This window comes from Pseudomonas morbosilactucae, from assembly GCF_023241715.1.
GTDB lineage: Bacteria > Pseudomonadota > Gammaproteobacteria > Pseudomonadales > Pseudomonadaceae > Aquipseudomonas > Aquipseudomonas morbosilactucae.
Map to the genome: position 1 here is coordinate 67,929 of NZ_JALQCW010000078.1, position 24,552 is coordinate 92,480.

Annotated in this window: 22 protein-coding genes; 17 read left to right on the forward strand and 5 right to left on the reverse strand. The window is 66.4% G+C overall.

Annotated features, from left to right (window positions below; translation table 11 throughout):
* Nucleotides 1-321: 321 nt before the first annotated feature.
* Together M1B34_RS26520 and M1B34_RS26525 are read right to left on the reverse strand one after the other, a co-directional pair.
* Nucleotides 322-1,374 carry an ABC transporter substrate-binding protein gene (locus M1B34_RS26520; protein ID WP_268260953.1) on the reverse strand — a complete coding sequence of 351 codons (1,053 nt, stop codon included), beginning with the start codon at nucleotides 1,372-1,374 and terminating at the stop codon, nucleotides 322-324.
* A gap of 287 nt (nucleotides 1,375-1,661) precedes the next feature.
* On the reverse strand, nucleotides 1,662-2,819 hold the full coding sequence (locus tag M1B34_RS26525) for an alpha/beta hydrolase family protein (protein ID WP_268260952.1): 1,158 nt from the start codon (nucleotides 2,817-2,819) through the stop codon (nucleotides 1,662-1,664).
* Nucleotides 2,820-3,070: 251 nt separating this feature from the next.
* Here M1B34_RS26525 and M1B34_RS26530 point away from each other — a divergent pair, with 251 nt between their 5' ends.
* Nucleotides 3,071-4,006, forward strand: a complete 936-nt coding sequence (locus M1B34_RS26530; protein ID WP_123333712.1) for a LysR family transcriptional regulator — start codon at nucleotides 3,071-3,073, stop codon at nucleotides 4,004-4,006.
* Here M1B34_RS26530 and M1B34_RS26535 read toward each other — a convergent pair.
* Together M1B34_RS26535 and M1B34_RS26540 are read right to left on the reverse strand one after the other, a co-directional pair.
* Entirely contained in the window at nucleotides 3,991-4,440 is a 450-nt protein-coding gene (locus M1B34_RS26535; RefSeq protein WP_123334488.1) for a GlcG/HbpS family heme-binding protein, read from the reverse strand. The two genes, M1B34_RS26530 and M1B34_RS26535, sit on opposite strands and share 16 nt — an antisense overlap.
* 8 nt (nucleotides 4,441-4,448) lie before the next feature.
* Nucleotides 4,449-5,798, reverse strand: coding sequence for a metal-dependent hydrolase family protein (locus tag M1B34_RS26540; RefSeq protein WP_268266679.1), 1,350 nt, complete (start codon nucleotides 5,796-5,798; stop codon nucleotides 4,449-4,451).
* Between the two features lie 273 nt (nucleotides 5,799-6,071).
* Here M1B34_RS26540 and M1B34_RS26545 point away from each other — a divergent pair, with 273 nt between their 5' ends.
* Nucleotides 6,072-6,458, forward strand: coding sequence for a nuclear transport factor 2 family protein (locus tag M1B34_RS26545; protein WP_268266680.1), 387 nt, complete (start codon nucleotides 6,072-6,074; stop codon nucleotides 6,456-6,458).
* Nucleotides 6,459-6,497: 39 nt separating this feature from the next.
* Here M1B34_RS26545 and M1B34_RS26550 read toward each other — a convergent pair whose 3' ends face one another.
* Nucleotides 6,498-7,421 carry a LysR family transcriptional regulator gene (locus M1B34_RS26550; protein ID WP_268266681.1) on the reverse strand — a complete coding sequence of 308 codons (924 nt, stop codon included), beginning with the start codon at nucleotides 7,419-7,421 and terminating at the stop codon, nucleotides 6,498-6,500.
* A 314-nt stretch (nucleotides 7,422-7,735) separates the two neighbouring features.
* Here M1B34_RS26550 and M1B34_RS26555 point away from each other — a divergent pair, with 314 nt between their 5' ends.
* The 15 genes from M1B34_RS26555 (at nucleotide 7,736) to M1B34_RS26625 (ending at nucleotide 24,537) form a co-directional block, all read left to right on the forward strand.
* Entirely contained in the window at nucleotides 7,736-8,677 is a 942-nt protein-coding gene (locus M1B34_RS26555) for a VOC family protein (protein WP_123333704.1), read from the forward strand.
* Nucleotides 8,674-9,051 carry a Rieske (2Fe-2S) protein gene (locus tag M1B34_RS26560; RefSeq protein WP_268266682.1) on the forward strand — a complete coding sequence of 126 codons (378 nt, stop codon included), beginning with the start codon at nucleotides 8,674-8,676 and terminating at the stop codon, nucleotides 9,049-9,051. Before M1B34_RS26555 ends, M1B34_RS26560 begins: the two co-directional genes overlap by 4 nt.
* 133 nt (nucleotides 9,052-9,184) lie before the next feature.
* The gene (locus M1B34_RS26565) at nucleotides 9,185-10,309 is read left to right on the forward strand and encodes an FAD-dependent oxidoreductase (RefSeq protein WP_123333700.1); all 1,125 of its coding nucleotides are present in this window, start codon (nucleotides 9,185-9,187) and stop codon (nucleotides 10,307-10,309) included.
* Nucleotides 10,310-10,483: 174 nt separating this feature from the next.
* The gene (locus tag M1B34_RS26570; RefSeq protein ID WP_123333698.1) at nucleotides 10,484-12,154 is read left to right on the forward strand and encodes a DUF1302 domain-containing protein; all 1,671 of its coding nucleotides are present in this window, start codon (nucleotides 10,484-10,486) and stop codon (nucleotides 12,152-12,154) included.
* Nucleotides 12,155-12,166: 12 nt separating this feature from the next.
* Entirely contained in the window at nucleotides 12,167-13,540 is a 1,374-nt protein-coding gene (locus M1B34_RS26575; protein ID WP_123333696.1) for a DUF1329 domain-containing protein, read from the forward strand.
* Nucleotides 13,541-13,609: 69 nt separating this feature from the next.
* Entirely contained in the window at nucleotides 13,610-14,713 is a 1,104-nt protein-coding gene (locus M1B34_RS26580; protein ID WP_268266683.1) for a WD40/YVTN/BNR-like repeat-containing protein, read from the forward strand.
* A 4-nt stretch (nucleotides 14,714-14,717) separates the two neighbouring features.
* Complete coding sequence (locus tag M1B34_RS26585) at nucleotides 14,718-17,207, forward strand: efflux RND transporter permease subunit (protein WP_268266684.1); 2,490 nt, start codon at nucleotides 14,718-14,720, stop codon at nucleotides 17,205-17,207.
* Nucleotides 17,208-17,350: 143 nt separating this feature from the next.
* On the forward strand, nucleotides 17,351-18,562 hold the full coding sequence (locus M1B34_RS26590) for an MFS transporter (protein ID WP_123333690.1): 1,212 nt from the start codon (nucleotides 17,351-17,353) through the stop codon (nucleotides 18,560-18,562).
* Nucleotides 18,559-19,335 (forward strand): SDR family NAD(P)-dependent oxidoreductase, encoded by a 777-nt coding sequence (locus tag M1B34_RS26595; protein WP_123333688.1) that lies wholly within the window; start codon nucleotides 18,559-18,561, stop codon nucleotides 19,333-19,335. The genes M1B34_RS26590 and M1B34_RS26595 overlap by 4 nt, the downstream gene beginning before the upstream one ends.
* Nucleotides 19,336-19,349: 14 nt before the next feature.
* Nucleotides 19,350-19,922 carry a cupin domain-containing protein gene (locus M1B34_RS26600; protein ID WP_123333686.1) on the forward strand — a complete coding sequence of 191 codons (573 nt, stop codon included), beginning with the start codon at nucleotides 19,350-19,352 and terminating at the stop codon, nucleotides 19,920-19,922.
* Nucleotides 19,919-20,899 (forward strand): fumarylacetoacetate hydrolase family protein, encoded by a 981-nt coding sequence (locus tag M1B34_RS26605; RefSeq protein WP_268266685.1) that lies wholly within the window; start codon nucleotides 19,919-19,921, stop codon nucleotides 20,897-20,899. Before M1B34_RS26600 ends, M1B34_RS26605 begins: the two co-directional genes overlap by 4 nt.
* Entirely contained in the window at nucleotides 20,890-21,888 is a 999-nt protein-coding gene (locus M1B34_RS26610; protein ID WP_268266686.1) for an NAD-dependent epimerase/dehydratase family protein, read from the forward strand. Before M1B34_RS26605 ends, M1B34_RS26610 begins: the two co-directional genes overlap by 10 nt.
* Entirely contained in the window at nucleotides 21,875-22,660 is a 786-nt protein-coding gene (locus M1B34_RS26615; protein ID WP_268260942.1) for a cyclase family protein, read from the forward strand. Before M1B34_RS26610 ends, M1B34_RS26615 begins: the two co-directional genes overlap by 14 nt.
* Nucleotides 22,661-22,663: 3 nt before the next feature.
* Nucleotides 22,664-24,328 carry an arylsulfatase gene (locus M1B34_RS26620; RefSeq protein ID WP_425273545.1) on the forward strand — a complete coding sequence of 555 codons (1,665 nt, stop codon included), beginning with the start codon at nucleotides 22,664-22,666 and terminating at the stop codon, nucleotides 24,326-24,328.
* Complete coding sequence (locus M1B34_RS26625; protein WP_268266687.1) at nucleotides 24,325-24,537, forward strand: hypothetical protein; 213 nt, start codon at nucleotides 24,325-24,327, stop codon at nucleotides 24,535-24,537. The genes M1B34_RS26620 and M1B34_RS26625 overlap by 4 nt, the downstream gene beginning before the upstream one ends.
* Nucleotides 24,538-24,552: the final 15 nt, after the last annotated feature.

Here is a 24,552-nt window from a genome sequence, read left to right on the forward strand (position 1 = left end):
GGCCGGTCCGCTGAGCTTGAACGATTGCGGTGGGCCGCCGTGTGGGGTACTGGAATCGGGTCATGCGAGGACTCCCAAATAGGGGCTGGCAAAGAGGGGCAGGTGCTGAGTTCGTGTTGCAGCCGGTCGTTATTGTTCGGGGTTGCTGTCAGGGGGCACCTTGGCCGGCGATGTTTCTAATGTACGGCCAGGGCAACGGAGCAAGCGCCTACAAATAGGCGGCGGCAAAGTGCTTTATTGCGAATTTGCCAGGGCCGGCGGCATGTCCTGCGCCCGGCGCGCGGCCTTGTGTCCAAGGGCGGGGCCGGGGCGGTAGCCGGGTTATTTCTTCTGCACGAAGGCCAGCCAGCGTTCTTCGGCTTTCACGCCCTCGGCGGAGGCCCACCACTTGGACGACAGCAGCGCCTGACGGCTGATGTTCTCGGGGGAAGACGGCAGCTTGGCCCCACGTTCGGCGGGGATCATGCCAACCTTGAATGCTTCTGGGTTGAGTGGGCCGTAGTCGATGATCAGCGGCAGGGCGGCCTGCAGCTTGGCGTCGATCGCCTCGTTGACGAACTTCATCGCTGCGACCTTGTGCGCCGAGCCCTTGAGCACGCACAGCGAATTGGTTTCCAGCACCCCCTGGTTGTAGTCGAAAGCCACCGGCGCACCGTCGGCCTGGACCGCGCTGATGCGACCGTTCCAGGCCTGGATCAGGTCCACCTCACCGTCGCTGATCAACTGCGCGGACTGGCCGCCGGAGGTCCACCAGGTGGCGATATGGGGCTTGATCTGTTCCAGCTTCTTGAATGCCCGCTCGACGTCCAGCGGGTACAGCTGGTCGGGCGGCACGCCATCGGCCATCAGGGCAATTTCCAGGGTCGGGCGCGGCAGGTTGCGCAGGGAGCGCTGGCCGGGAAACGTTTCCGTGTCCCAGAAGTCGGCCCAGGTCTTCGGCACCTTGTCGCCCTTGAAGGCGTCGGTGCGATAAGCCATGACCGTGGAGTAACTGATGTAGCCGACGCTGTAGTCATCCTTGAGCTCGGCGGGCAACTGGACGGCGTTGGGAATCAGCGCCAGGTCGAGTTTTTCGAACAGGCCTTCCTGCTCGCCGCGGATGCAATCGCCCGTGGGCAAATCCACCACGTCCCAGCTGACTTTTCCGCTTTCCACCTGGGTCTTGATAATCGGGTAAGCCTTGGGCGAACTGTCCTGCTTCAAGGTCAGGCCGAGCTTCTTCGCTGCCGGTTCGAGGATCGCCTTGCTCTGGGCTTCCTGATAGGCACCGCCTTGGGAGACGAAGGTAATGTCTTCGGCCAGCGCACTGGCAGCGCTTAGCCCCAGCAACATGAAACCGGCCAATTGCAGGGTACGGATAGGCGCTTGGGTCATGGAAAAACTCCTGATGGTTGGCAGAGGGACAGGGCAACCAGGGTCGTGTGATACCGGTCACTCTGCGGGACCTGAGTCTTTCCAATGTACCGTCGTGCCGCCAAAGCAAGGGCGCACAAATGCACCGCGGCAAAGCGCATTGTTTCGTATTGGCGGGGGGTGACGGCATCTAATGCGCCCCCAGGAAGGGCACGAGGGCGATGGGGCGCTAATGCCCATGGCGGTGGAGCGGCATGGCGATTGAAAGGGGCCTGCCCCGGCGCCGCGCTGGGCGCCGGGACGGGCGATCAGGCGGTCTTGCCGCCCAGGGCTTCGGCGACCCAGTCGGCGATGTAATGGCCGGCATTGATGCTGTTGTCGAAGCTGGAGTGCTGCACGCCGCCTTCACGTTCAGTGAAGATTTTCAGCTCACGTCGCGGGCTGTTGACCAATTGTTCGTAAGTGCGATGGGCCCACTTCAGCGGGATCTGTGAATCCTGCTCGCCGTGGGTCACCAGGAACGGTACGCGGATGCGATCCAGCACACCGTCCAGGTGCACCTGCTCGGCCAGGGCCATGAAATCGTCGATGTCCTTGGCGCCCCAGACCCAGCACACGTGGGACCAGTAATGGGGCACCGGGAAACTGCCTTCCTTTTCCAGGCGACGCTTTTGCACGTCACGCCAGTCGTGGTTGGCGCCCCACACCACGCCGCAGGCGAAGCGCGGTTCGAAGGCCACTGCCCGTGGGCAGTAGTAGCCACCCAGGGACACGCCTTCCAGGCCGATGCGCTTGGCATCGATGTCGCTGCGGGTTTCCAGCCAGTCCACCACCACGCTGGCCCAGTGCTCGCTGTCAAAGCGCGCGGTCAGGCCGTGCAGGCGCAAGGCCTCGCCAGTGCCTGGCTGGTCGATGATCAGTGAGGCCACGCCCCGCTTGGCCAGCCACATCGGCAGGCCGACCCGGTATTTCATTTCCTTGGTGGAATCCAGGCCATTGACCTGGACCAGGATCGGCGCCGGGCCTTCGACGCCTTCGGCCCGCACATAGAGGCCGCTGATGACTTTGCCAGCGTAGGGGATCTCCACCCGCTGGCAATTTTCCCCGGTCAGTTCGAGGCCCCGGGCGAAGGTCTGCAAAAAGCGTTGGTACAGCGCCAGGCGCCCGGCGGCGCCGTGGGCCTGGAGGCGTTCGCAGGTCAGGTAGTAGGTGGCGGCGCGGTTGTATTTTTCGCCGGCGGAAAACAGCCGGCCGGCGCTTTCGTCCTCTTCGGCGAGGCCGCAGAGTTTGTCGGCCATCTTCTCCCAGGTTTCCCGGAAGGCTTGGGTGCCGGCGGCGTCCGGTTGCTTGGCGGCCTCTTGCAGGGGCGCGCACATGGATTCGATTTCGCCCATCCTGGCGCCCATTTCAATGGCCAGGTCGACGGACAGGTTCCAGACGTAGTTGGTGGGGAAGTAACGGAACATGGTTTCTCTCTTCCTGTGGTTTTTATTAGGGCAGAAGGCGTGATGCTGGGAACGTTAAGCAGCGCCCAGGCATTTAGCCAATCGTGAGTCCGGATGCCAGGTATCGCGCCGGGCGATAGGCCGGCGGCCAGCCAGCCATGGTTTTTCCCGATACCAGGCAGTGCCCATGGCGATTGGTCGCGGCCCGTTGCCGGGCTTACCCTCGCCAGCGTCACGTGCGCGCCAGGCGCCGTGGCTGACAGGAGCCGTGCATGCGTTACCGTCGTCTGGATCTGAATCTGTTGGTGGCCCTGGAAGCGCTGCTGGGCGAGCGCAGCGTCAGCCGCGCCGCCGAGCGCCTGCACCTGGGGCAATCCGCGACCAGCGCCGCCCTGGGTCGCCTGCGAGAGCATTTCAATGACCCGCTGCTGGCCCCGGTGGGCCGCCAATTGCAGCCCACGGCCCTGGGCCTGGCGCTGTTGCCCAAGGTGCGCGAGGCCTTGGCATTGACCCGCGAGATTGTCGATGCCCCCGCTGGTTTTGACCCGGCCTCCTGTGAGCGGCGCCTGACCCTGGTGGCGTCCGACTACATCGCTGCGGTGCTGATGCCGGCGGTCAGTCGTGAGCTGGCACGGCGTGCCCCGGGCATGCGCCTGAGCCTGCGCGACTTGCCCATGCCCCGGGACGGCGACGTGGTCAGCGAAGCCCTGGAGTACCGGCGCAGCGATTGCGTGATCGTGCCCCAGGGCCGGCTCAATCCGGCGTACCCGCAATTGCCGCTGCTGCGCGACCGGCTCTGCTGCGTGGTCTGCGCCGAGCATTCGCCCTACGCCGAGGCCTTGAGCCTGGCCGACTATTGCCAGGCCGAGCACGTGGTGCGCGAGTTCAGCGACGGCCGCAACCTGGCCCTGGACGCCGCCCACCTGGCCGAGCTGGGCATCGAACGACAGGTGGCGGTGGCCTTGGAAAGCTTTGCCCTGATGCCGGCGTTTATTGTCGGCAGTGGTCGGGTGGCCACGCTGTTTCGGCGTCAGGCCGAGTCCCTGGCCCAGCGTTATCGCCTGCGCATCCATCCGACGCCCCTGGCCTTTCCCGAGGCCGTGCAGGTGCTGCAGTGGCACCCGTACCAGGACCGCGATCCGGCCCTGGTCTGGTTCCGCCAGTTGCTCCTGGAGCAGGCAGCGGGTCTGGATCACGCCGGCGCCTGAGGGTCGCCAGTGTCGGCCAGCAGCCCGGCTTCGCCAATCGCCAGCAAGGCGCAGCGCTCGTCATTGTCCGAGGTGTCGCCGCTGATGCCGATGGCCCCCAGCAACTCGCCCGCCTGATTGCGGATCAGCACGCCGCCGGCCACCGGAATCACTTCGCCTGCGGTCAGGCTGTTAATCGCTGAAAAAAACGCCGGCATGGCCTGGGCCCGACGCGCCAATTCACGACCACCCAGGCCCATGCCCAGGCAGCCACGGGCCTTGCCGGTGGCGATCTGTGGCCGCAGGAAGCTGGCCTCGGGGTCGCGCAGCACTGCCAGGGGATGGCCGGCGGGGTCCAGTACGGCGGCGGCCAGGGGGCGAAAGCCCAGGTCCCGGGCGCTGGTGATGGCGGTGCGGGCGATGCGGGTGGCGGTGTCCAGGTCAAGTGCATACAAGGTCATGTTCAAAGGCTCCATTTGCCAAGGGCCGCGACCCGGTCGCGGGTGTAGAGGTCGGTCCATTTCAGGCTGTTGAAGTCCGACACCTGTTTCGGGTTGTAGGCTTGGCGCTCCAGGTTCACCGGTTGCCCTGCCTTGTACACCGCCTTGAACTTGCTGCGGTCCTGAAGCAGGCGGATGTCGTCCAGGGGCGAGCCGTCGAGGATCAGCAAGTCGGCCTGCTTGCCCACTTCCAGGCTGCCCAGGGTTTCGCCCCGGGGCATGCAGCGCGCACCCACGGCGGTGGCGGCGTACAGGGCTTCGGCCGGGGTGAAGCCGAGGCGGCTGACCAGCAGTTCCAGCTCCCGGGCGTGCCATTCGCCGTAAGGGGTCACGGCAAAGCCGCTGTCGCTGCCGCAGGCAAAGGGCACGCCGGCGGCCTTGGCCCGTTTGAGCACCACCGAGCCCACTTCCAGGGTGCGCGCGCAGTAGCCGGCGTAACCGGTGCTGATGGCCGGGTCATGGGGCTGGCAGAAGTCCACGGTGTTCTGCGGAAAGGTCATGGTGGGCGCGAGGATGGTGCCGGCCTCCAGCAAGGCTTCGATGCACGCATCGTCCATGTAGAACCCATGGAACAGCAGGTCGACCCCGGCCCGGGCGGCGTACATCACCGCTTCGCGACCGTAGGCGTGGGTGGCCACCTTGCAGCCCAGGCGGTGGGCTTCCTCGACCATTTCCCGGGTTTCGTCGGCGGTGAAGGCGGCGATGATTTCGCCGTTGGGCCGACGGTGGGTACCGTCCATGGCGATCTTGATCAGGTCCACGCCGTCCTTGGCCTGGGTGCGAATTTCCGCCAGGGCTTCGCTGCGGCTGGTGACCAGGCGTGCCGTGAAGTACTCCGGGGTGCCGATGCGACTGGGAAACCAGTCGTTGAGGCTCTGGCGGTTGGTGATGACCCGGCTGCTGGCGGCGATGCGCGGGCCTTCGAACATACCGGCGGCGATGGCGTTGCGTACCGAGATGCTGAGCTGGCCGCTGTCGCCGGGGCAGACCATGCTGGTGACTCCGGCGGACAGCACATGGCGGGCGAAAAACATGCCGCGCAAGGCGCGGAATTCGTCGCTGGTCCACAGGTCGATGTCTTCTTCGCTCTGGGCGTTGCCGAAGGCCAGGTGGGTGTGCACGTCCACCAGGCCGGGCATGACAAAGCCATCGCCGCTGTCGATCACCTGGTCGCCGGGTTGGGGCGCCGGGGCCTGGGCTCGGGGGCCGACATGGCGGATCAGGCCATTCTCGATCACCAGGGTCTGTTGCTGGCGGGTGTCCAGGCCGGTGCCGTCGTACAGGGTCTGGCAGTGCAGGTGCAGGCTACTCATGGTCGGTCTTCTTGTTGTGGGCAATGGGGCACGAGGCTAGGGCGCAAGGGCGCGGGCCGACCAGCAGATTGCATCGATGGCCGGCCATCGACGGCGTCGATACCTGGGGCCAAGGCCCGTGCGGACAGGGTCGGGCGAGGGGCGGGGAAGGGCTGGGCCCAGGCATCGTGATGGTCAATGCCAGGCATCGGGATTAGTCACTGTTCCTGACGGGGGCGGCTTGTCTAGGGTGTGCCGCCGTCAGTCCGACGGTGCCCCGAAAAGGAACCTGCCATGAGCATTCAACTGATCGAACAACAACTGCTGGAGCGGGAACAGGCGCGCCGCCGGGCGCTGGTGGAAGAAGACCACGCCCTGGCCGCCGAAATTTTTGCCGATGACCTGGTCTACGTGCACACCACCGGCCTGGTGCAGGGCAAGGCCGAATACCTGGAGTACGCCCGCAGCGCTGTGCGCTACCTGGCTATCGAGCGTGGCGACTTGCAGGTGCGCTTGTATGGCGAGGACCTGGCACTGATGACCGGCCCCCAGAGCAACACCCTGTGCAAGCGCGGCGGCGAGCAGAGCATCAGGGCCGAGGGGTTTGCCACCCAGGTCTGGGTACGGGGCCGGCAGGGTTGGCAGATTGCCTCGTTCCACGCCACCCGCTGCGCGGACTGAACACGCCGAGGCCGGGACCCTGTCGGCCCCGGCCCTCACTCACGCGGCGACGCGCTGGTCCAGGCTCTGGGTGAATTCGCTGATGCGCTCGCGCAGCCAGCGGTGCATCGGGTCGCCGTCCATGCTGCGGTGCCAGAGCATGTGCTCGCGCATCACCGGCAGCTTCACCGGTGCCGGCAGCAGGCGCAGCGGCAGGTATTCAGCGTACAGCTCGGCCAGGCGCCGGTGCATGGTGGCGATGCGCTGGGTGCCGACGATCAGTTGCGGCAGGGTGTTGAAGTCGTTGGTGATGACTTCCAGGCGGCGGTTGAAGCCGTACTGGTTCATGAACCAGTCCTCGATGCTCAGGTGCCGGTTGCGCCCGAACCCCACCGAGATATGCCCCATGTCCATGTACTGCTCCAGGGTCAGGCTGGCGCCGACGTGGGGGTGGTCCTTCCACACCACGCACACCTGTTCTTCCTCGAACAGCAATTGCGCCGGGTGGCCTTCGATGATGTAGCGCTCGGGCACGATCATCAGGTCCACCTCGCCGCGCACCAGCAGGTCGCCGGAGTTGTCGCCGGGGCCGAGCATCTCGAAGGTGATCAGGGGCGCCAGGTGGTGGATTTTCTGGATCACCCGGGCAAACAGCACGCTGATCAGGTAGTCCGAGGTGATCAGGCGAAAGTGGCGCTTGCTGGTGGCGGGGTCGAACACCGGCTTGGCGGTGATCGACGACTGGATCGTCAGCAGCACCTCGCGCACCGGCTTGGCCAGCTCCAGGGCGTAGGGCGTGGGCTGCATCTTGCGCCCCACCTGGACCAGCAGCTCGTCTTCGAAATAGGTGCGCAGGCGGCCCAATACACCGCTGGTGGCGGATTGGGTCAGGTGCAGGCGTTCGGCGGCGCGGGTGATGTTTTGCTCTTCGAGCAGCACATCCAGGGCCACCAGGAGGTTCAGGTCGAGGTGATTGAAACGCATGGCAGGCTCATCGCTTGTTGTATTTATTTTGTCGATACCTTCCGGCGTTGGCATCGCCGCGTCAATCCCCTTATTGCTCGGACGACGGGCTGAAGCAGCCATCGCCCGGAGCGCTGGATGTTTGCACCACGTATTGCGTTTGCCGATACGTCACATCCCCACAAGCGATTAGTCAGGGCCGCGGGCCGGCGGCAATCTCTGGCGCCAGCCGACCAGACATTTGCGCTGTCCGGCACCACCAGCGCAGCCCGGCGCCCCGGTTTCGTCCAGAAGCGCGCGGCCTGCGTCACATAATGACAATGGAGTGGTTTGCCATGAATATCCTTGGCCTTGACGCGCTGGTGTTTGGCGTCGATGACATCCAGGCCTGCAGCGATTGCCTGCGGGACTACGGCTTGACGCCGGTAGCGCTGGACCCGCAGGGCGGGCGTTTCGAAGCCCTCGACGGCACGGCGATCATCATCCGTCCGGCCGACCATCCGCAGTTGCCGCCGGCCATCGGCCCGGCACCGTCCCTGCGTGAGACCGTGTACGGCGTGGCCGACGCCGCGACCCTCGACGCCATCGGCCAGGAACTGGCCCGTGACCGTGCCGTGACCTGGGACGAGCAGGGCGCCTTGCACAGTGTCGACGACATGGGCTTTGCCATCGCCTTCCAGGTCAGCGTGCGCCGCCCCTACAGCGCTCCGGCGGACCTGACCAACGCCCCGGGCAGCGCGCCCCAGCGGCCACTGAACCAGGCCGGCATCAGCCTCGATATGGCAGCCGTGCCGCGCACCCTGTCCCACGTGGTGTATTTCGTGCCCGACTCGGCCAAGGCCGAAGCCTTCTACGCCGAGCGCCTGGGCTTCAAGACCACCGACACCTTTATCGGCGTCGGGCCCTTTATGCGCCCCAGCGGTTCGGACGATCACCACTGCCTGTTCATGATCCAGACCCCGCCGCACATGAAGGGCTGCGAGCACTTCACGTTCCACATGGGCAGCGGTACCGAAGTGCTGCTGGCAGGGCGGCGGTTCGAGCAGAACGGCTGGACCAGCTTCTGGGGCCCGGGCCGTCATCTGTTTGGCTCCAACTGGTTCTGGTACTTCAACAGCCCGCTGGGTTGCCACATCGAATACGACGCCGACATGGACAAGCATGACGACGCTTGGGCCGCACGCCAGGCGCCGATGTCGGCGGATAACTCGCAGCTGTTCCTGTTCAACTCCCGGGACAAATGGGCCCCCGGCGGACCACCGCCGAAGCAGGCGTGAGCCGGGTAGCAAGCGTGGAGCCCTGGCTCAAGCTGTGCCGCTCCGACGAGCTGCTGGAAGGCCAGTCAAAGGGCTTCGACCCGCTGCATGGCGGCGTCGACAGCCTGTTCGGTCTGCGCCACCAGGGGCAGGTGCGGCTCTACCGCAACCGTTGCCCGCACCTGGACGTGCCCTTGCCGTATCGCAAGGACCGCTACTTGAGCGCCGACGGACAGCGAATCATCTGTTACGCCCACGGCGCGCAGTTCCTCGCCGACAGCGGCGAGTGCGTGTACGGCCCCTGTCTGGGGCAGCACTTGAGCGCCGTGGCGTGGCAGGAACGGGACGGTTGGCTGTGGGTCGAGGCGGCGCTGCTACAGGGTGCGGGCGGTTGATCGAGGTATCGCGTGGCGTGATAGGTCGCATCTGATCATGCAATTAGTCAAATCCATCGTTAGGCGAGAAGCTGCAAGGCATCCGGGTTCAGCCCTCGGCACTCGCGAATAACAATAAGAAGTGAGGCTTGAAATGAGCGCAGTCAACAAGGTGTTAATCGTCGGCGGTGGTATCGGTGGCCTGTGTGCCGCCATTGCCCTGCGACGCCGCGGTATTGCAGTGGATCTGGTGGAGCTCAAGGCGCAATGGACGGTCTATGGCGTGGGCATCATCCAGCAGAGCAATGTGGTGCGCGAGATGGCCAAGCTCGGCGTGCTCGATGGCTATCTGGACGCCGCCTACGCCTTTGAGGACGTGGCCATCTACGACCTGCAAGGCACCCAACTGGCGCGGATCCCCGGCCAGCGCCTGGCTGGCCCGGAGTACCCGGCCAACGTCGGCATCTCGAGGCTCGCCCTGCACCAGGTCCTGAGTGAAACCGCCATCGAACTGGGCACCCAGGTGCGCCTGGGGCTCAGCGTGGACAACCTGGATCAGGACGTCGACGGCGTTGACGTGCTGTTCACCGACGCCACCCGGGCACGCTACGACCTGGTGGTGGGGGCCGACGGCCTGTATTCGAAAGTCCGCAGCCTGCTGTTTGGCGACGCCTATCAGCCGCGCTTCACCGGCCAGGCCGTGTGGCGCTACAACTTCCCCCGTCACCCCGGCATCGATCACCTGGCCAACTTCCAGGGCCCCGACGGCAATGCCGGCCTGGTGCCCCTGGCCGGTGACCTGATGTACCTGTTCCTGACCTCCCATGAACCGAGCAATCCGTGGATGGATCCAGCGTCCCTGGCCGCCACGATGCGCGAACGCCTGCAAGGTTTCACCGGGCTGATCGGCGAGCTGCGCGAGCAAATCACCGACAGCAGCCAGGTGGTCTACAAGCCCATGGAAGTGGTGTTCGTCGATGAGCCCTGGTTCAACGGCCGGGTGCTGCTGATCGGCGACGCTGCCCACGCCACCACCCCGCACCTGGGGCAGGGCGCTGGCATGGCCATCGAAGACGCCGTGGTCCTGGGTGAAGAACTCACCGCCGGCGGCAGCCTGCACGAACAACTGCAGCGCTTTATGGCCCGGCGTTTCGACCGCTGCCAGTTCATCAGCGAAAGCTCGGTGCTGGCCGGCGACAAGGAAATGCAGCGCGACCACAGCTTCGACCGCATCGGCCTGGTACGGCAGATGCTGCAGCGGACCGCGCAGCCGATCTGACCCCGGCGCCACCGGCTCGGCCCAGGCCCGGCCGGTGCGCCCGATCACCGCTCGACCCACTCCCGTCACAGCGTGCCTTGCTTGAGGACGGGGGGCTTGTGCAAGAGCGACTGGCTCCAGCACCACGTTTTCAACCGCTACTGACACACAACAATAATAAAGAGGGTTGCATTGATGACTACTCGCAAGTCTTCCCCATCGCGCCGCGTACCGCTGTCCCTGGCGGTGGCCATGGCCCTGGGTGCCCCGGCGGTCCAGGCCTTCGATATCGACACCGGCGTGCCCGACCTCAGCCTGCGCTGGGACAACACCCTGAAATACAGCTCGGCCTGGCGCCTCAAGGACCGCAGCAGCAAGCTCAGCGACGGCACCACCTCGCGCAACCAGGACGACGGTGACCGCAACTTCGAAAAGGGCCTGATCTCCAACCGCCTGGACATCCTCTCGGAGATGGACATCGGCTACCAGAACGTCGGTGCCCGGGTCAGCGGCGCCGCCTGGTACGACACCCAGTACCAGCGCAGCAACGACAACAACCCGACCCGGGCCAACCAACGCTCGGTGGCCTACGACGAGTTCACCGACGACACCCGGCACCTGCACGGCGGCGACGGCGAACTGCTGGACGCCTTTGTCTACTGGAACGGTGAACTGGCGGAGCGCTCGATGTCCGTGCGCCTGGGTCGCCATGGCCTGATCTGGGGCGAAAGCCTGTTCTTCGGTGGCAACGGCATCGCCGGCGGCATGGCCCCGGTGGACGTGGTCAAGGCGCAGTCGGTGCCCAACACCCAGTTCAAGGAAATCACCCGCCCGGTCAATCAGCTGTCGGCCACCTATCAACTGACCCAGGACCTGTCCCTTGGGGCCTTCTACCAGTTGGAGTGGGAAGAGACGCGCCTGCCGGGCGTGGGCAGTTATTTCTCGGTCAGCGACACCATCGGCGAGGGCAACGAGCGGCTGATCGTCGGCGCGCCATTCCCGGCGTTCCTCGGCGGCAATGCCGACAGCCCGGCGGCGTTTTTCCACGGCAAGGACAAGAAGGCCCGCGACTCGGGGCAGGGCGGCTTGCAGCTGCGCTACTCGGGGGCCGAGGCCGACTACGGCCTGTACGCCATCCAGTACCACGACAAGGTCGGCAAGCTGTACCTGAAACCGGTGGCCGGCCAGCCCAACTTCAGCACCGGGCAGATCGGCGATTACTACTGGGTCTACCCCGAGGACATCCGCGCCCTGGGCGCCAGTTTCTCCACCACCGTGGGCGCCTACAACTTCGCCGGCGAAGCCTCGATGCGCTGGAACATGCCCTTGGTGTCCAACGGCCAGACGGTGCTCGCCGGGGTCGATGCCGACAACGACAACCACCCGCTGTACGCGGTGGGCCGCACGGCGCACATCAACCTCAACACCCTGGCCTCGTTCGGCCCGTCCTTTGTCGCCCGCGAGGCCAGCCTGGCCGCCGAGGTCGCCTGGAACCGCGTGCTCAACGTCACCAAGAACCGCGAGGCCCTGGACCCCGGCGCCACTGACGACGGCCTGGGAATGAAGCTGGTGTACACCCCGACCTATCGCCAGGTGTTTGCCGGCGTCGACCTCAGCGTACCCCTGGGCATCAGCTACTTCCCCCTGGGCAAGTCGGCGGCCATCGGCTCCTTCGGCCCCGACAAGGGCGGTGACATGAACATCGGCGTCAGCGCCACCTACAAGGACCGGGTCACCCTCGGCCTGACGTACACCCACTACTACGGCCCCGAAGACACCAACCTCAACGCGGCTTCCCAGTTCACCTACAAGCAGTCGCTGAAAGATCGGGATTACCTGGCCTTCTCCGTCAAGAGCACCTTCTAAGAGGACATGCCCATGAAGCGCCCATTTGCACTCAAGACCCTGTGCTGTGCCCTGTTGGCCGCCGTTGCCCTGACCAGCGGCCTGGCCCAGGCCGCCAGCGCCGAAGACGCCGCCAAACTCGGCAAGAGCCTGACCCCGCTGGGTGGCGAGCGCGCCGGCAATGCCGACGGCAGCATCCCGGCCTGGACCGGCGGCTACACCCAGGTCGACCCGGCCTACAAGGCCGGCGGCAAGCGGGGTGACCCGTTCGCCAGCGACAAGCCGTTGTTCAGCATCACCAGCAAGAACCTGGCGCAGTACGCCGACAAGCTCAGCGACGGCACCAAGGCCATGTTCAAGCGTTACCCCGAGACCTATCGCCTGGATATTTACCCGACCCGCCGCAGCGCCGCGGCGCCGCAATGGGTGTACGACAACACGGCGAAAAACGCGGTCAACGCCAAGCTGGTGGAAAGCACGGCCGGGCCGGTGCCGGAAGGCGCCTACGGCGGCATTCCATTCCCCCTGCCGCAGAACGGCGCCGAGGTGATGTGGAACCACCTGCTGAACTGGCGCGGCACTTCGGTGGCCATGCATTTCCGGCACTACCTGATGACCGCCGACGGCAGCCAAGTGATGACCACCGACGGCAAGGCGATCCAGGAAATGCCCTATTACTACCCCGAGGGCAGCGCGGCCGGTTTCGACGGTGACTACTGGCTGTTCCGCCTGCTCAACGTTGGCCCGCCGCTGCGTGCCGGCGAGCAGATCATGGGCCGCACCAACTACAACGGCGATACCTCCCAGGCCCATGTCTACCTGACCGGCCAGCGCCGCGTGCGCAAGTTGCCCAACGCTTGCTGCGACACGCCGACACCGGCCACCGCCGGGGTCATGAGCTTCGACGAACTCAGCGTGTTCCAGGGCCGCATGGACCGCTTCAACTGGAAGCTGGTGGGCAAGCAGGAAATCTACGTGCCCTACAACACCAACAAACTGCTGACCGCCGGCAAGCCCGAGGACTTGTTCGCCAAGCACCACATGAACCCCGACTACCTGCGCTGGGAACTGCACCGCGTGTGGGTGGTGGAAGCCGACCTGGCACCGGGCAAGCGCCACCAGTTGCCCAAGGGCCGTTACTACTTCGACGAAGACACCTGGCAAGCGCTGCTGGGCGATCGCTGGGACGCCAACGGCCAACTGGCCAAGACCCTGTGGGCGCTGCCAGCGGTGATGCCTGACTTGCCGGCCCACGCCACTTTGTCGTCGGGGTTCTACGACCTGACTTCCGGCGCCTGGTTTATCCAGAACGTCTACACCGGCCTGCCTGAGCAATACGGGGTGGTGGATCGCTACAAGAAGTCCGAGTTCTCGCCGGCGGCCATGGCCGGTCAAGGGGTGCGCTGAGTCGCCTTCGGGCAGGGCTGGCCACGCCGTGGCCAGCCATGGGTAACGCAGGATTTGCCGAGGTACGCAATGAACAGAATTCATCAGGCCGGCCGTTGGTTAATGGCCCTGGCCTTGCCCGTCAGCGCCGGCTTGTGCCAGGCCCAACCGGCGCCGGTGGGGGAGGTGCTGGACACCCCGGCGTTGCAGGTGGCCCGCGCCGAGCAAGCGGTCATGACCGCCCTGGCTCGCGCCGGAGAACGCCTGGTGGCGGTCGGGGAACGCGGCTTGGTGCTGCTCTCTGACGACAACGGCCAACACTGGCGCCAGGCCCAAGTGCCGGTGTCGGTGAGCCTGACCGCGGTGCAGTTTGTCGACCCGCGCCAGGGCTGGGCGGTGGGCCACGCCGGGGTGGTGCTCAAGTCGGTGGACGGCGGTGAACACTGGACCCTGCAACTGGACGGGCATCAGGCCGCGCAGATCGAACGGGCGGCTGCACGCCAGGCCCTGGACAACGCGGCGGATGCCGACAGTGCCCAGGCCCGGGTGCAGAGCGCCGAACGCTTGCTGGCCGAAGGCGCCGACAAGCCGCTGCTGGCGCTGCAGTTTGTCGACGCCCGCCGCGGCCTGGTGGTGGGGGCCTATGGCCTGGCCTTGCAGACCCTGGACGGCGGCGCCACGTGGCAGTCGCTGATGGGGCAGATCGACAACCCCGGCGGTGCTCATTTGTACGCCATTGCCCATCAGGGCCCGCGCTGGTTCCTCGGCGGCGAGCAAGGCTACCTGGCCCGTTCCGAGGATGACGGCCAGTCCTTTGTCGCACTCGACAGCCCCTATGCCGGCAGCTTCTTCGCCCTGCAACTGCGGGCCGACGGCGCCTTGCTGGTGGCCGGGCTCAAGGGCCACGCCTTTGTTTCCAGCGACGGCGGCGACAGCTTCCAGTCGCTACCGGTGGCGCAACCAGTGTCGTTCAGCGCCGCCACGCGACTGGCCGATGGCCGCGCCTTGCTGGTTAACCAGGGCGGTGCGCTGTTCCTCGGCGACGGCCCCGGCGGGGCACCTCTGCAGCCGTTTGCCCAGCCCCTGGGGCGTCCTGTCGCCGGGTTGATCCAGGCCGCGGACGGCAGCCTGGTGCTGGCCGGATTCACCGGGTTGCTGCGCTTGCCGCAACCTTCCCCTGCACAAGCGGAGTGAGGTTATGAAGTCCTCTGAGCATTTTTCCGGCGCGGCCGGGCAGGCCTCGGCGCCGTTCGACCCGCGTTCGGGTTCGCTGATCGAGCGCCTGTTGTTCAACCACCGGCTATGGGTACTGCTGGTGTGCCTGGCGCTGACCCTGTTCCTGGGCGCGCAATCGAGCCGCGTGGAGCTCAACGCCAGTTTTGAAAAGATGATCCCCACCCAGCATCCCTACATCGCCAACTACCTGGCTCACCAGCAGGAAGTTTCGGGCCTGGGCAACGCCGTGCGCATCGCTGTGAGCCAGCGCCAGGGCGATATCTACGACGCCGATTACCTCAATACCCTGCAGGCCCTGAGTGACCGCATCTACCTGCTGCCGGGGGTGGACCGGGCCTTTATGAAGTCCCTGTGGACCCCGGCCACGCGCTGGGTGGCGGTGACCGAGGAGGGCCTGGACGGCGGCCCGGTGATCCCCGACGACTACAACGGCGATGCCAATAGCCTGGCCCAGTTGCGGCGCAACGTGCAGCTGTCCAACGAGATCGGCCAACTGGTGGCCTTCGACCAGCAATCGAGCATCATCCAGGTGCCGTTGCTGGCCCGTACCGCCGATGGCAAAGCCCTGGACTACAGCCAATTGTCCGAGCAACTGGAGGCCCTGCGCAGCCAGTACCAAAGCGACAAGATCGACATCCACATCACCGGTTTCGCCAAGAAAATGGGCGACCTGATTGCCGGCCTGAAGCAGATCCTGCTGTTCTTTGCCGTGGCAATCCTGATCACCACGTTGGTGCTCTACTGGTACACCCGCTGCGTGCGCAGCACCTTGCTGGTGGTGTTTTGCTCCCTGGTGGCGGTGGTCTGGCAACTGGGGCTGCTGCCGTTGCTCGACTATCAACTGGACCCGTATTCGGTGCTGGTGCCGTTCCTGGTGTTCGCCATCGGCATGAGCCACGGCGCGCAAAAGATGAACGGCATCATGCAGGACATCGGCCGTGGCATGCATCGCACGGTGGCGGCGCGCTTCACCTTCCGCCGGCTGTTCCTCGCCGGGCTCACCGCCTTGCTCTGCGATGCGGTGGGGTTCGCGGTGCTGATGATTATCCAGATCCAGGTGATCCAGGACCTGGCGGTGATCGCCAGCATCGGTGTGGCGGTGCTGATTTTCACCAACCTGATCCTGCTGCCGGTGCTGCTGTCCTACGTGGGCGTCAGTGGTCGCGCGGCACAACTGAGCTTGAAGAGCGAGCGCGCCGACTTGACCGGGCAGCGGCGTCACGGTTTCTGGCGCTTTCTCGACCTGTTCACCCGCCGTCGCTGGGCCGCGCTGTGCATCGCCGTGAGCCTGGCCCTGGCGGTGCTGGGGTTTATCGTCAGCCTGCAATTGAACATCGGTGACCTTGATGCCGGCGCCCCGGAGCTGCGCGCCGACTCGCGCTACAACCGTGACGACGGCTTTATGACTCGGCACTACGGTGCCAGCAGCGACCTGTTCGCGGTGATGATCAAGACCCCGGCCGGGGCCTGTGCGCGCTACGACATCCTGCGCAAGGTGGATGCCCTGGACTGGGAACTGCGGGGCCTGCCGGGGGTGGATTCGACCAACTCCCTGGCGCTGCTCAACCGGCGCATGTTGGTGGGCCTCAGCGAAGGCAACCCCAAGTGGTACGAGCTGCAGAACAACCAGGCCATGCTCAACATGATCACCGCCGGTGCGCCCCGCGGCCTGTACAACGAAAATTGCAGCCTGCTGACCCTCTACGCCTACCTCACTGACCACAAGGCCGCGACCCTCAACCGCCTGGTGCAGCATGTGGAGCAGTTTGCCGCTGCCAACAATAACGATGAGGTGCAATTCCTCCTCGCCGCCGGCAACGCCGGGATCGAGGCCGCGACCAATATCGTGGTCAAGCAGGCCAGCCACGAGATGCTGTTCTGGGTCTATGGCGCGGTGATCCTGTTGTGCCTGATTACCTTCCGTTCCTGGCGCGCGACCCTGTGCGCAGTGATCCCGCTGATGCTCACCTCGATCCTTTGCGAGGCGCTGATGGTCGGGCTGGACATCGGGGTCAAGGTCGCCACCTTGCCGGTGATCGCCCTGGGCGTCGGCATCGGCGTGGATTACGCGCTGTACGTGATGAGCATCATGCTCGGCCACCTGCGCCAGGGCAGCAGCCTGTCCGAGGCCTATTACCGGGCCCTGGTGTCCACCGGCAAGGTGGTGATGCTCACCGGCATCACCCTGGCCATCGGTGTGGCCACCTGGATCTTCTCGCCCATCAAGTTCCAGGCCGACATGGGCGTGCTGCTGGCCTTCATGTTCGTCTGGAACATGGTCGGTGCCCTGGTGCTGCTGCCGGCCCTGGCCTACTTCCTGTTGCCGGTCAGCCGCCAGGGTGTTCCCGAAGCCCTGGCTCCGAGCGTGCCGGCCACTCGCGAGCAAGGCGCCGATGCCGAGCTGTGGCGCAGCGCCCGGCCCCCAGCCTTGAGTGCCAGCTACCGCCATTGAAACAGCCCTTGCCAGAACAATAAGAGAGGACCGCTCCATGAATGCCGCCTTTGTGTTTTTCCAACCGATCTGGCTGGGCCTGCTGCAGGGCCTGAGCGCCTACGGCGAAGCCTTGTGTTCGTTGCCCACCCAGGAGTCGCGCCATGAGCCTTGAGCGCCAGGCGGGCTTGCCGCAATCGCTGTTGCTGTTGTTCGGCAGCTGCCTGCCGGTGCTCGGTGCGGTGCTGCTGGCGCCGGTGCTGCCGCGCATGCAGCAGCACTTCGCCGAGACCCCGGGCGCCACGGTGCTGGTGCCCATTGCCCTGACATTGCCGGCGCTGGTGATTGCCCTGTTGGCGCCGTTCGCCGGGATCATCGCCGACCGGGTAGGGCGCAAGGCCCTGTTGTTGTGGGCGATGTTGCTCTACAGCCTGTGCGGGGTCTTGCCGCTGTGGCTGGAGTCGTTGCCGGCGATCGTCCTCAGCCGCGCCGGGATCGGCCTGGCCGAGGCGGCGATCATGACCTGCTGCACCACCCTGATGGGCGACTACTACCAAGGCGCCCGCCGTGAACGCCTGTTCGCCCTGCAGATGGTCGCCACCTCGCTGTCGGCCGCGCTGTTCATGGCGGTGGGCGGGGCCCTGGGGGAAAGCGGCTGGCGCACGCCCTTTGCCCTGTACGTGGTCGGCCTGGTGTTCCTGCCGTTGATGGCGCGCTGTCTGTGGGAACCCCTGGCCCAGCGTCAGCCCGACGTCGAGGCACCGCTGAACGCGGGTTTTCCCTGGGCCAGCCTGATGCCGTTGTACGCCCTGGCGCTGCTGGCGGGGTTGAGCCTGTTCGTGGTGCCGGTGCAGGCCGGTTACTTGCTTAACCTGCTGCACATCGACGGGCCGCAACAGATCGGCATGACCATGGGCGCCAATCAACTGGGGGTGCTGGCCGGGGCGTTGGGCTTTCGTCTGCTCAGTGGCTGGCGTCGGCATTACCTGCTGGCCCTGGCCTTTGTCTTGGCCGGTGGCGGCGGGGCGTTGATGGCCGGCGCCGACAGTCACGCTCAGGTGGTGCTGGCGGTGTCCCTCAATGGTTTGGGGATCGGCTTGATGTTGCCGACCTTGATCACTTGGATCATGGCCCAGGTGGACGTGACCCAGCGGGGCCGTGCCGCCGGTGGTTTCACTGCGGCGATCTTCGCCGGTGAATTCATCAGCCCGCTGGTGGTGTTGGGTATCAGCGGCGCCCTGGGCGGCACCTTGCCCCTGGCCCTGGGGGTGGTGGCCGGCCTGCAACTGCTGGTGGCCCTGTCCTGCCTGGGGCTGCAGCGCCTGGCGGGGCGGGCACTCGCCGCCACGCCGGCAGTCGCGAGCAGCGGCTCATGAACGGGCCCTTGTTCGACCTGTCCGGCAAGGTGGCGCTGGTGACTGGTGCCACCCGCGGCATCGGCCTGGCGATTGCCCGGCTCTACGGCGAGGCCGGCGCCCGGGTGTTGATCTGCAGCGAGAACGGCGAGGACTGCGAGCGGGTGGCGAGCCAACTGCGGGAGGCGGGCCATGATGCCGTGGCGGCCGCCGCCGACTTGAGCCAGCAGGCCCAGGTCGAGGCCCTGGCCGATGATGTGCTGCAACAGTTCGGCGCAGTGGACGTGCTGGTGTGCAACGCCGGCGTGGCCCCGCACATGGGCCCCCTGGCCAGCGCCAGCGCCGAACAGTGGCAACTGACTTTCGATCTCAACCTGCACAGCGCGGTGTGGCTGAGCAACCGCCTGCTGCCGGCCATGGCCGCCCGGGGCGGCGGCCGCGTGCTGTTGATGGCCAGCATCGCCGGGGTCCGGGGCAATCGCGGGCTGGGTCTGTACGGCCTGTCCAAGGCGGCCCTGGCGCAACTGGCGCGCAACCTGGCGGTGGAGTGGGGGCCGTCGAACATCACGGTCAACGCCATCAGCCCCGGGGTGATCCACACCGAATTTGCCCGGCCCCTCACCGAGCAACCCGAGGTCATGCAACGGCGCCTGGCCCTCACGCCCCTGCGCCGGGTCGGCACGGCCGACGAGGTGGCGGCCCTGGCCCTGCTTTTGGCAGCAGCGGGCGGCGGTTTTATCAGCGGACAGAATCTGATCGTCGACGGTGGCACCACCATCGGCGACGGCAATTGAGCAAGGAGTCACACATGCAAGCACTTCCCGGTTTCAAGCGAGTGGTCACCGGCCATGACGCACACGGCCAGGCGCAGGTCGCCTCGGCGGGCCCGACGCCGAATGTTTTCCCGCTCAAGGCGGTCCCCGGCACGGTGTTTTATGAGGTGTGGAACAGCCTCGGCAGCCCGGCCGTGCTGGACAACGGCGCCGACCCCACCGACCAGCCGTTGCAACTGAGCCCCGGCGCCCAGGGCAGCGTGATCCGGGTGGTGGACATTCCACCGGACAGCGTGCAGAACCAGGTCAGCGCCGCCGATGCCGCCGCGGCCTTCGCCGAAATCGGCCAGGCCCACGCCGGCACTGGTAACACTGAGTCGCGGCACAAACTCATGCACCGCACCCAGACCCTGGACTACGGCATCGTCACCGAGGGCGAGGTGTGGCTGGTGCTGGACCAGGAAGAAGTGCACCTCAAACGCGGCGACGTGGTGGTGCAACGCGGCACCAATCACGCCTGGAGCAACCGCACCGAACAGATGGCGCGCATGGTCTTTATCCTCCTTGACGGGCGTTACGCCGAAGCTGTGCAGGGGGTGCAGGTATGAAACTGGCCACCCTGAAAAACACCCAGCGCGACGGCCGCCTGGTGCTGGTGTCCCGCGACTTGCGTCAGGCCCTGGACGTGGCAGCGATTGCCCCGACCCTGCAGCAGGCCATCGAGGACTGGGCCCGGGTCGAACCCGCGTTGCAGGCCTTGTCTGACGAGTTGAACGCCGGTCGTGCCGAGGGCGCCTTTACCTTCGACCCGGCCCAGGCCGCCGCGCCATTGCCTCGGGCCTGGCAATGGCTGGATGGCTCGGCATTCCTTAGCCACGGCGCGTTGATGCAGAAAGCCTTTGCCCTGGACCCCATCGACGACGCCGAGCGCATTCCGCTGATCTACCAGGGTGCTGGTGATGATTTTCAGGGCGGTCGCGACCCGCTGCGCCTGCCCAGTGAACAGCACGGTATCGACTTTGAAGGCGAGTTCGCGGTGCTGTTGGACGAGGTGCCGCTGGGCTGCCCGGCGCAGCAAGCGGCGGGGCATATCAAGCTGATCCTGCAACTCAACGACGTCAGTCTGCGGGCCCTGGCCCCTAGGGAGATGAAGACCGGTTTCGGCTTCCTGCAGGCCAAGCCTTCGTCGAGCTTCGCCGCCGTGGCCATTACCCCGGACGAGCTGGGTGCCGCCTGGCACGACTGCCGGGTGCACCTGCCATTGCAGGTGGAGTGGAACGGCCAGTGGTTCGGCGCGCCCCAGGGCGGCGCCATGCATTTCGGCTTTGACCAGTTGATTGCCCACGCGGCCCTGACCCGGCGCCTGAGCGCCGGCACCTTGATTGGCTCCGGCACCGTCTCCAATGCCGATCGCAGCGTGGGTTCGGCGTGTATTTCCGAGCGCCGGGCCATCGAGATGATCGAACACGGCGCGCCGCGCACCGGGTTTATGCAGTTTGGCGACCGGGTGCGCATGGAGGTTCTGGGCCTGGATGGCCAGTCGCTGTTCGGCGGCATCGACCAGCAGGTGCTGCCATGCGCGTGATGATTACCGGGGCCAACGGGTTTGTCGGCCGGGCGCTGGTTCAGCGCTTGCTGACCGAGGGCCGGTTGCGCGGCCGGTCGATCAGCGCGCTGATTCTGCTGGACCAGGACCTGCAGGGCTTTCCCGAGGACCCACGGTTGCGCCGCCAGCGCGGCAGCGTCACCGATGCGGCCTTGTTGCGGCGGGTATTGGCCGATGGCATCGACGTGGTGTTTCACCTGGTGAGCATTGCCGGGGGGGCTGCCGAACAACGCTACGAACTGGGCTATCAGGTCAATTTGCTGGCCAGCCTGGAGTTGCTCAACCAACTGCGGGAGCTGCCCGGCGCGCCGGTGCTGGTGTACGCCAGTAGCGTGGCGGTGTACGGCGGCGACTTGCCGGCGCGCCTGGACGAGTCCCGCAGCCCGCGGCCGCAACTGTCCTACGGCGCCCACAAGCGCATGGTGGAAGTGGCCCTCGACGACCTGGCCCGGCGTGGCGAGGTCGACGGCCGTGCACTGCGCCTGCCGGGCATTGTCGCCCGCCCCAGCGAACCCAACGGCCTGCGCTCGGCCTTTATGAGTGACCTGCTGCACGCCTTTGCCGGGGGGCAGGCCTATTGCTGCCCGGTGTCGGCCGAAGCCACGGCCTGGTGGATGTCCCTGGACTGCTGCGTCGCCAACCTGCTGCACGCCGCCGAATTGGACGGCGCGGCGTTGGGCGCGCAACGGACCTGGCAGTTGCCCCTGCTGCGGCTGTCCATCGCCCAGGTCATCGATGCCCTGGCCGGGGTGTACGGCGAGGACCGGCGCGGGCTGATCAGCTTTGCCGCCGAGCCTGAGCTGGAAGCCTTGTTCGGCCGTTTCCCCCCGATGCACACGCCCCAGGCCCGTGCCCTGGGGTTTCGCCATGACGGCTCGGCGGCGGCCCTGATCCGCCACGCCTTGCCACTGTCTTCTCCTTCGCGGCGTCGCCGCGCTGCCCGAGTGCCTGCCCATGAAATCGACTAAACGCCGCCTGGTGGACCTGTCCGTCACCCTGGAAAACAACCCCTATACCGATCCGCCGCCGTTGCTGCCGAAGATCGAATACAGCGACCACCAGCAAGGCTGGCCGGAGATGGCCGCGATGTTCCCCGGGCTGAACAAGTCCGACTTGCCGGGGGACGAATCCTGGGCCGCCGAGCGCTTGCAGATCACCACCCACAGCGGCACTCACATGGATGCCCCTTGGCATTACGCATCCACCACCGACGGCGGCCAGCCGGCCTTCGGCATCGATGAACTGCCGCTGGAGTGGTGCCTGCAAGCGGGGGTCAAGCTGGACTTCCGCCACCTGCCCGACGGCCACGTGGTGACCGCGCAGCAAGTCGCCGACGAACTGGCGCGCATCGGACATGAGTTGCAGCCGTTGGACATCGTCCTGGTCAACACCCGGGCCGGGGCCCTGTTCGGCCAGCCGGGCTACCTCGACGCCGGCATCGGCATGGGCCGCGAGGCGACGATGTACCTGCTGGAACGTGGGGTGCGGGTGGTGGGCACCGATGCCTGGAGCTGGGACGCGCCGTTCAAGTACACCCGCGAGCGCTTCAATGCCAGCGGCGATGCCTCGATCATCTGGGAAGGGCACAAGGCCGGGCGCGATATCGGCTACGGCCAGATGGAGAAACTGGCCAACCTGGAAAGCCTGCCGGCCACCGGGTTCACCGTGTCGTGCTTTCCCTACAAGATCCGCCGGGCCTCGGCGGGGTTCGTGCGGGCCGTGGCTATTTTCGAGGAGTGAGCCGTGTTCAAGTGCTTGTCTGTTGTGGCCCCGCTGTGGGCCTTGCTGGCCCTGGCCAGCCAGGGTGTGTTGGCCGCCGAGGCGCCGCGGCCGAATATCCTGCTGATCGTTGCCGATGACCTGGGCTATTCCGACCTCGGTGCGTTCGGGGGCGAGATTCACACGCCCAACCTCGACCAGTTGGCGGCCAACGGCCTGCAACTGACCAACATGTATGCGGCGCCCACCTGTTCGCCGACCCGCTCGATGCTGATGTCGGGCACCGACAACCACCTGGCGGGGCTGGGCAGCATGGCCGAAGGCTTGCAACCCTTCCAGCGTGGCAAGCCGGGGTACGAGGGCTACCTCAACCAGCAGGTGCATTCCATCGCCCAGTTGCTTCAGGACGGCGGCTACCGCACCAGCATGGTGGGCAAATGGCACTTGGGCCTGGAGCCAGACCAGGGCCCGGATCGCCGCGGCTTCCAGCAGTCTTTTACCTTGCTGGAGGGCGGCGCCTCGCACTTCAAGCCTGCCGACGTCGAGCCGACCAAGATCGAGCAAGTGCATTACCGGGAGAACGGCCAGCCGGTGACCTTGCCCGAGGACTTCTACTCCACGGATTTCTACACCGACAAGCTGATCAGCTACCTCAGCCAGCCGCGGGCCGCGGGGCAGCCGTTTTTTGCCTACGCCGCCTTCACGTCGCCCCATTGGCCGTTGCAGGCACCGGCGGCCTACCTGGACAAGTACCGTGGGCGCTATGACCAGGGCTACGACGCGGTACGTTTGGCGCGCATCGAGCGGCTCAAGCAGCGCGGGCTGATCAGCGCCGATTTTGTCCCGGCAGCCACCTTGCCGGCCAATCCGCAATTGCCGTCCTGGGACCAACTCGACGCCGAGGGCCGCGCCTATGAAGCGCGCAAGATGGAAATCTACGCGGCCATGGTCGACAACCTCGACCACAACGTCGGGCGCCTGCTGGAGTACCTCAAGGCCAGCGGGCAACTGGACAACACCCTGGTGGTGTTCATGTCCGACAACGGCGCGGCCGGCGAGCGTCATGAGCAGTTCTACCCCAAGGGCCCGAACACCGATAACCGCCTGGCCAACCTCGGCAAGCGCGGATCGCAGATCGACTACGGCGCCCGTTGGGCTGAGGTCAGCGCGGCGCCGTTCCGCCTGTTCAAGGGCACCCCGGCAGAAGGCGGGATCAGCGTCCCGGCGCTGGTCCAACTGCCCCAGGCGTTGCGGCGCCAAGGCCTGGAACGGGGTGTGGCACGGGTCGACGATCTGGCGCCGACCTTTCTCGCCCTGGCGGCCATCCCTGACCCGGGGGATCGTTATGCCGGCCAGCCCAAGCACCCGATCACCGGCCAGTCGATGCTGCCGCTGTTGCAACAGGGCGCGGCGATTCATGGCGCGCAACCGGTGTTGGCCGGTGAGCTGTTCGGCAACCTCTACTACCGCGAGGGCAACCTGAAGTTGCTGGGCATGCGCGGGCAGGTGGGCTTTGGCGATGGGCCGCAGCCGCTGAACTGGCAACTGTTCGACTTGGCCCGGGATCGCGGCGAAGGCCATGACCTGGCCGCCAGCCAACCGGCCACGGTGGAGCGCCTGCGCCAGGCCTGGCAGGGCTATGCGCGGCAAGTGGGGGTGGTCGCACCGCCGGCGCCGCGGCAACCATGAGGCGCGGGCACCTGGCGCTGCTGCTGGGTGGCGTGCTGTTGCTCGCCTGGGGCGTGGGCCTGGCCCGTTGGCAGCCCGCGCCGGCCCTGGCGCGCCTCGGGGATGCCCGGGGTTGCGCCGTCTATGGCGGCTTGCCACCGAATTGGGGCGCGGACCCGCTGGCGGGCATGCTGCGCATCACGGGCGGGCAGTACACCCCCCGGCAGTGAGCGGGGCTACCCGGA

Coding starts and splice junctions, on each gene's coding strand:
- M1B34_RS26520 (WP_268260953.1), bottom strand. CDS start 1,374: ATGACCCAAGCGCCTATCCGTACCCTGCAATTGGCCGGTTTCATGTTG.
- M1B34_RS26525 (WP_268260952.1), bottom strand. CDS start 2,819: ATGTTCCGTTACTTCCCCACCAACTACGTCTGGAACCTGTCCGTCGAC.
- M1B34_RS26530 (WP_123333712.1), top strand. CDS start 3,071: ATGCGTTACCGTCGTCTGGATCTGAATCTGTTGGTGGCCCTGGAAGCG.
- M1B34_RS26540 (WP_268266679.1), bottom strand. CDS start 5,798: ATGAGTAGCCTGCACCTGCACTGCCAGACCCTGTACGACGGCACCGGC.
- M1B34_RS26545 (WP_268266680.1), top strand. CDS start 6,072: ATGAGCATTCAACTGATCGAACAACAACTGCTGGAGCGGGAACAGGCG.
- M1B34_RS26550 (WP_268266681.1), bottom strand. CDS start 7,421: ATGCGTTTCAATCACCTCGACCTGAACCTCCTGGTGGCCCTGGATGTG.
- M1B34_RS26555 (WP_123333704.1), top strand. CDS start 7,736: ATGAATATCCTTGGCCTTGACGCGCTGGTGTTTGGCGTCGATGACATC.
- M1B34_RS26565 (WP_123333700.1), top strand. CDS start 9,185: ATGAGCGCAGTCAACAAGGTGTTAATCGTCGGCGGTGGTATCGGTGGC.
- M1B34_RS26570 (WP_123333698.1), top strand. CDS start 10,484: ATGACTACTCGCAAGTCTTCCCCATCGCGCCGCGTACCGCTGTCCCTG.
- M1B34_RS26575 (WP_123333696.1), top strand. CDS start 12,167: ATGAAGCGCCCATTTGCACTCAAGACCCTGTGCTGTGCCCTGTTGGCC.
- M1B34_RS26580 (WP_268266683.1), top strand. CDS start 13,610: ATGAACAGAATTCATCAGGCCGGCCGTTGGTTAATGGCCCTGGCCTTG.
- M1B34_RS26585 (WP_268266684.1), top strand. CDS start 14,718: ATGAAGTCCTCTGAGCATTTTTCCGGCGCGGCCGGGCAGGCCTCGGCG.
- M1B34_RS26590 (WP_123333690.1), top strand. CDS start 17,351: ATGAGCCTTGAGCGCCAGGCGGGCTTGCCGCAATCGCTGTTGCTGTTG.
- M1B34_RS26595 (WP_123333688.1), top strand. CDS start 18,559: ATGAACGGGCCCTTGTTCGACCTGTCCGGCAAGGTGGCGCTGGTGACT.
- M1B34_RS26600 (WP_123333686.1), top strand. CDS start 19,350: ATGCAAGCACTTCCCGGTTTCAAGCGAGTGGTCACCGGCCATGACGCA.
- M1B34_RS26605 (WP_268266685.1), top strand. CDS start 19,919: ATGAAACTGGCCACCCTGAAAAACACCCAGCGCGACGGCCGCCTGGTG.
- M1B34_RS26610 (WP_268266686.1), top strand. CDS start 20,890: ATGCGCGTGATGATTACCGGGGCCAACGGGTTTGTCGGCCGGGCGCTG.
- M1B34_RS26615 (WP_268260942.1), top strand. CDS start 21,875: ATGAAATCGACTAAACGCCGCCTGGTGGACCTGTCCGTCACCCTGGAA.
- M1B34_RS26625 (WP_268266687.1), top strand. CDS start 24,325: ATGAGGCGCGGGCACCTGGCGCTGCTGCTGGGTGGCGTGCTGTTGCTC.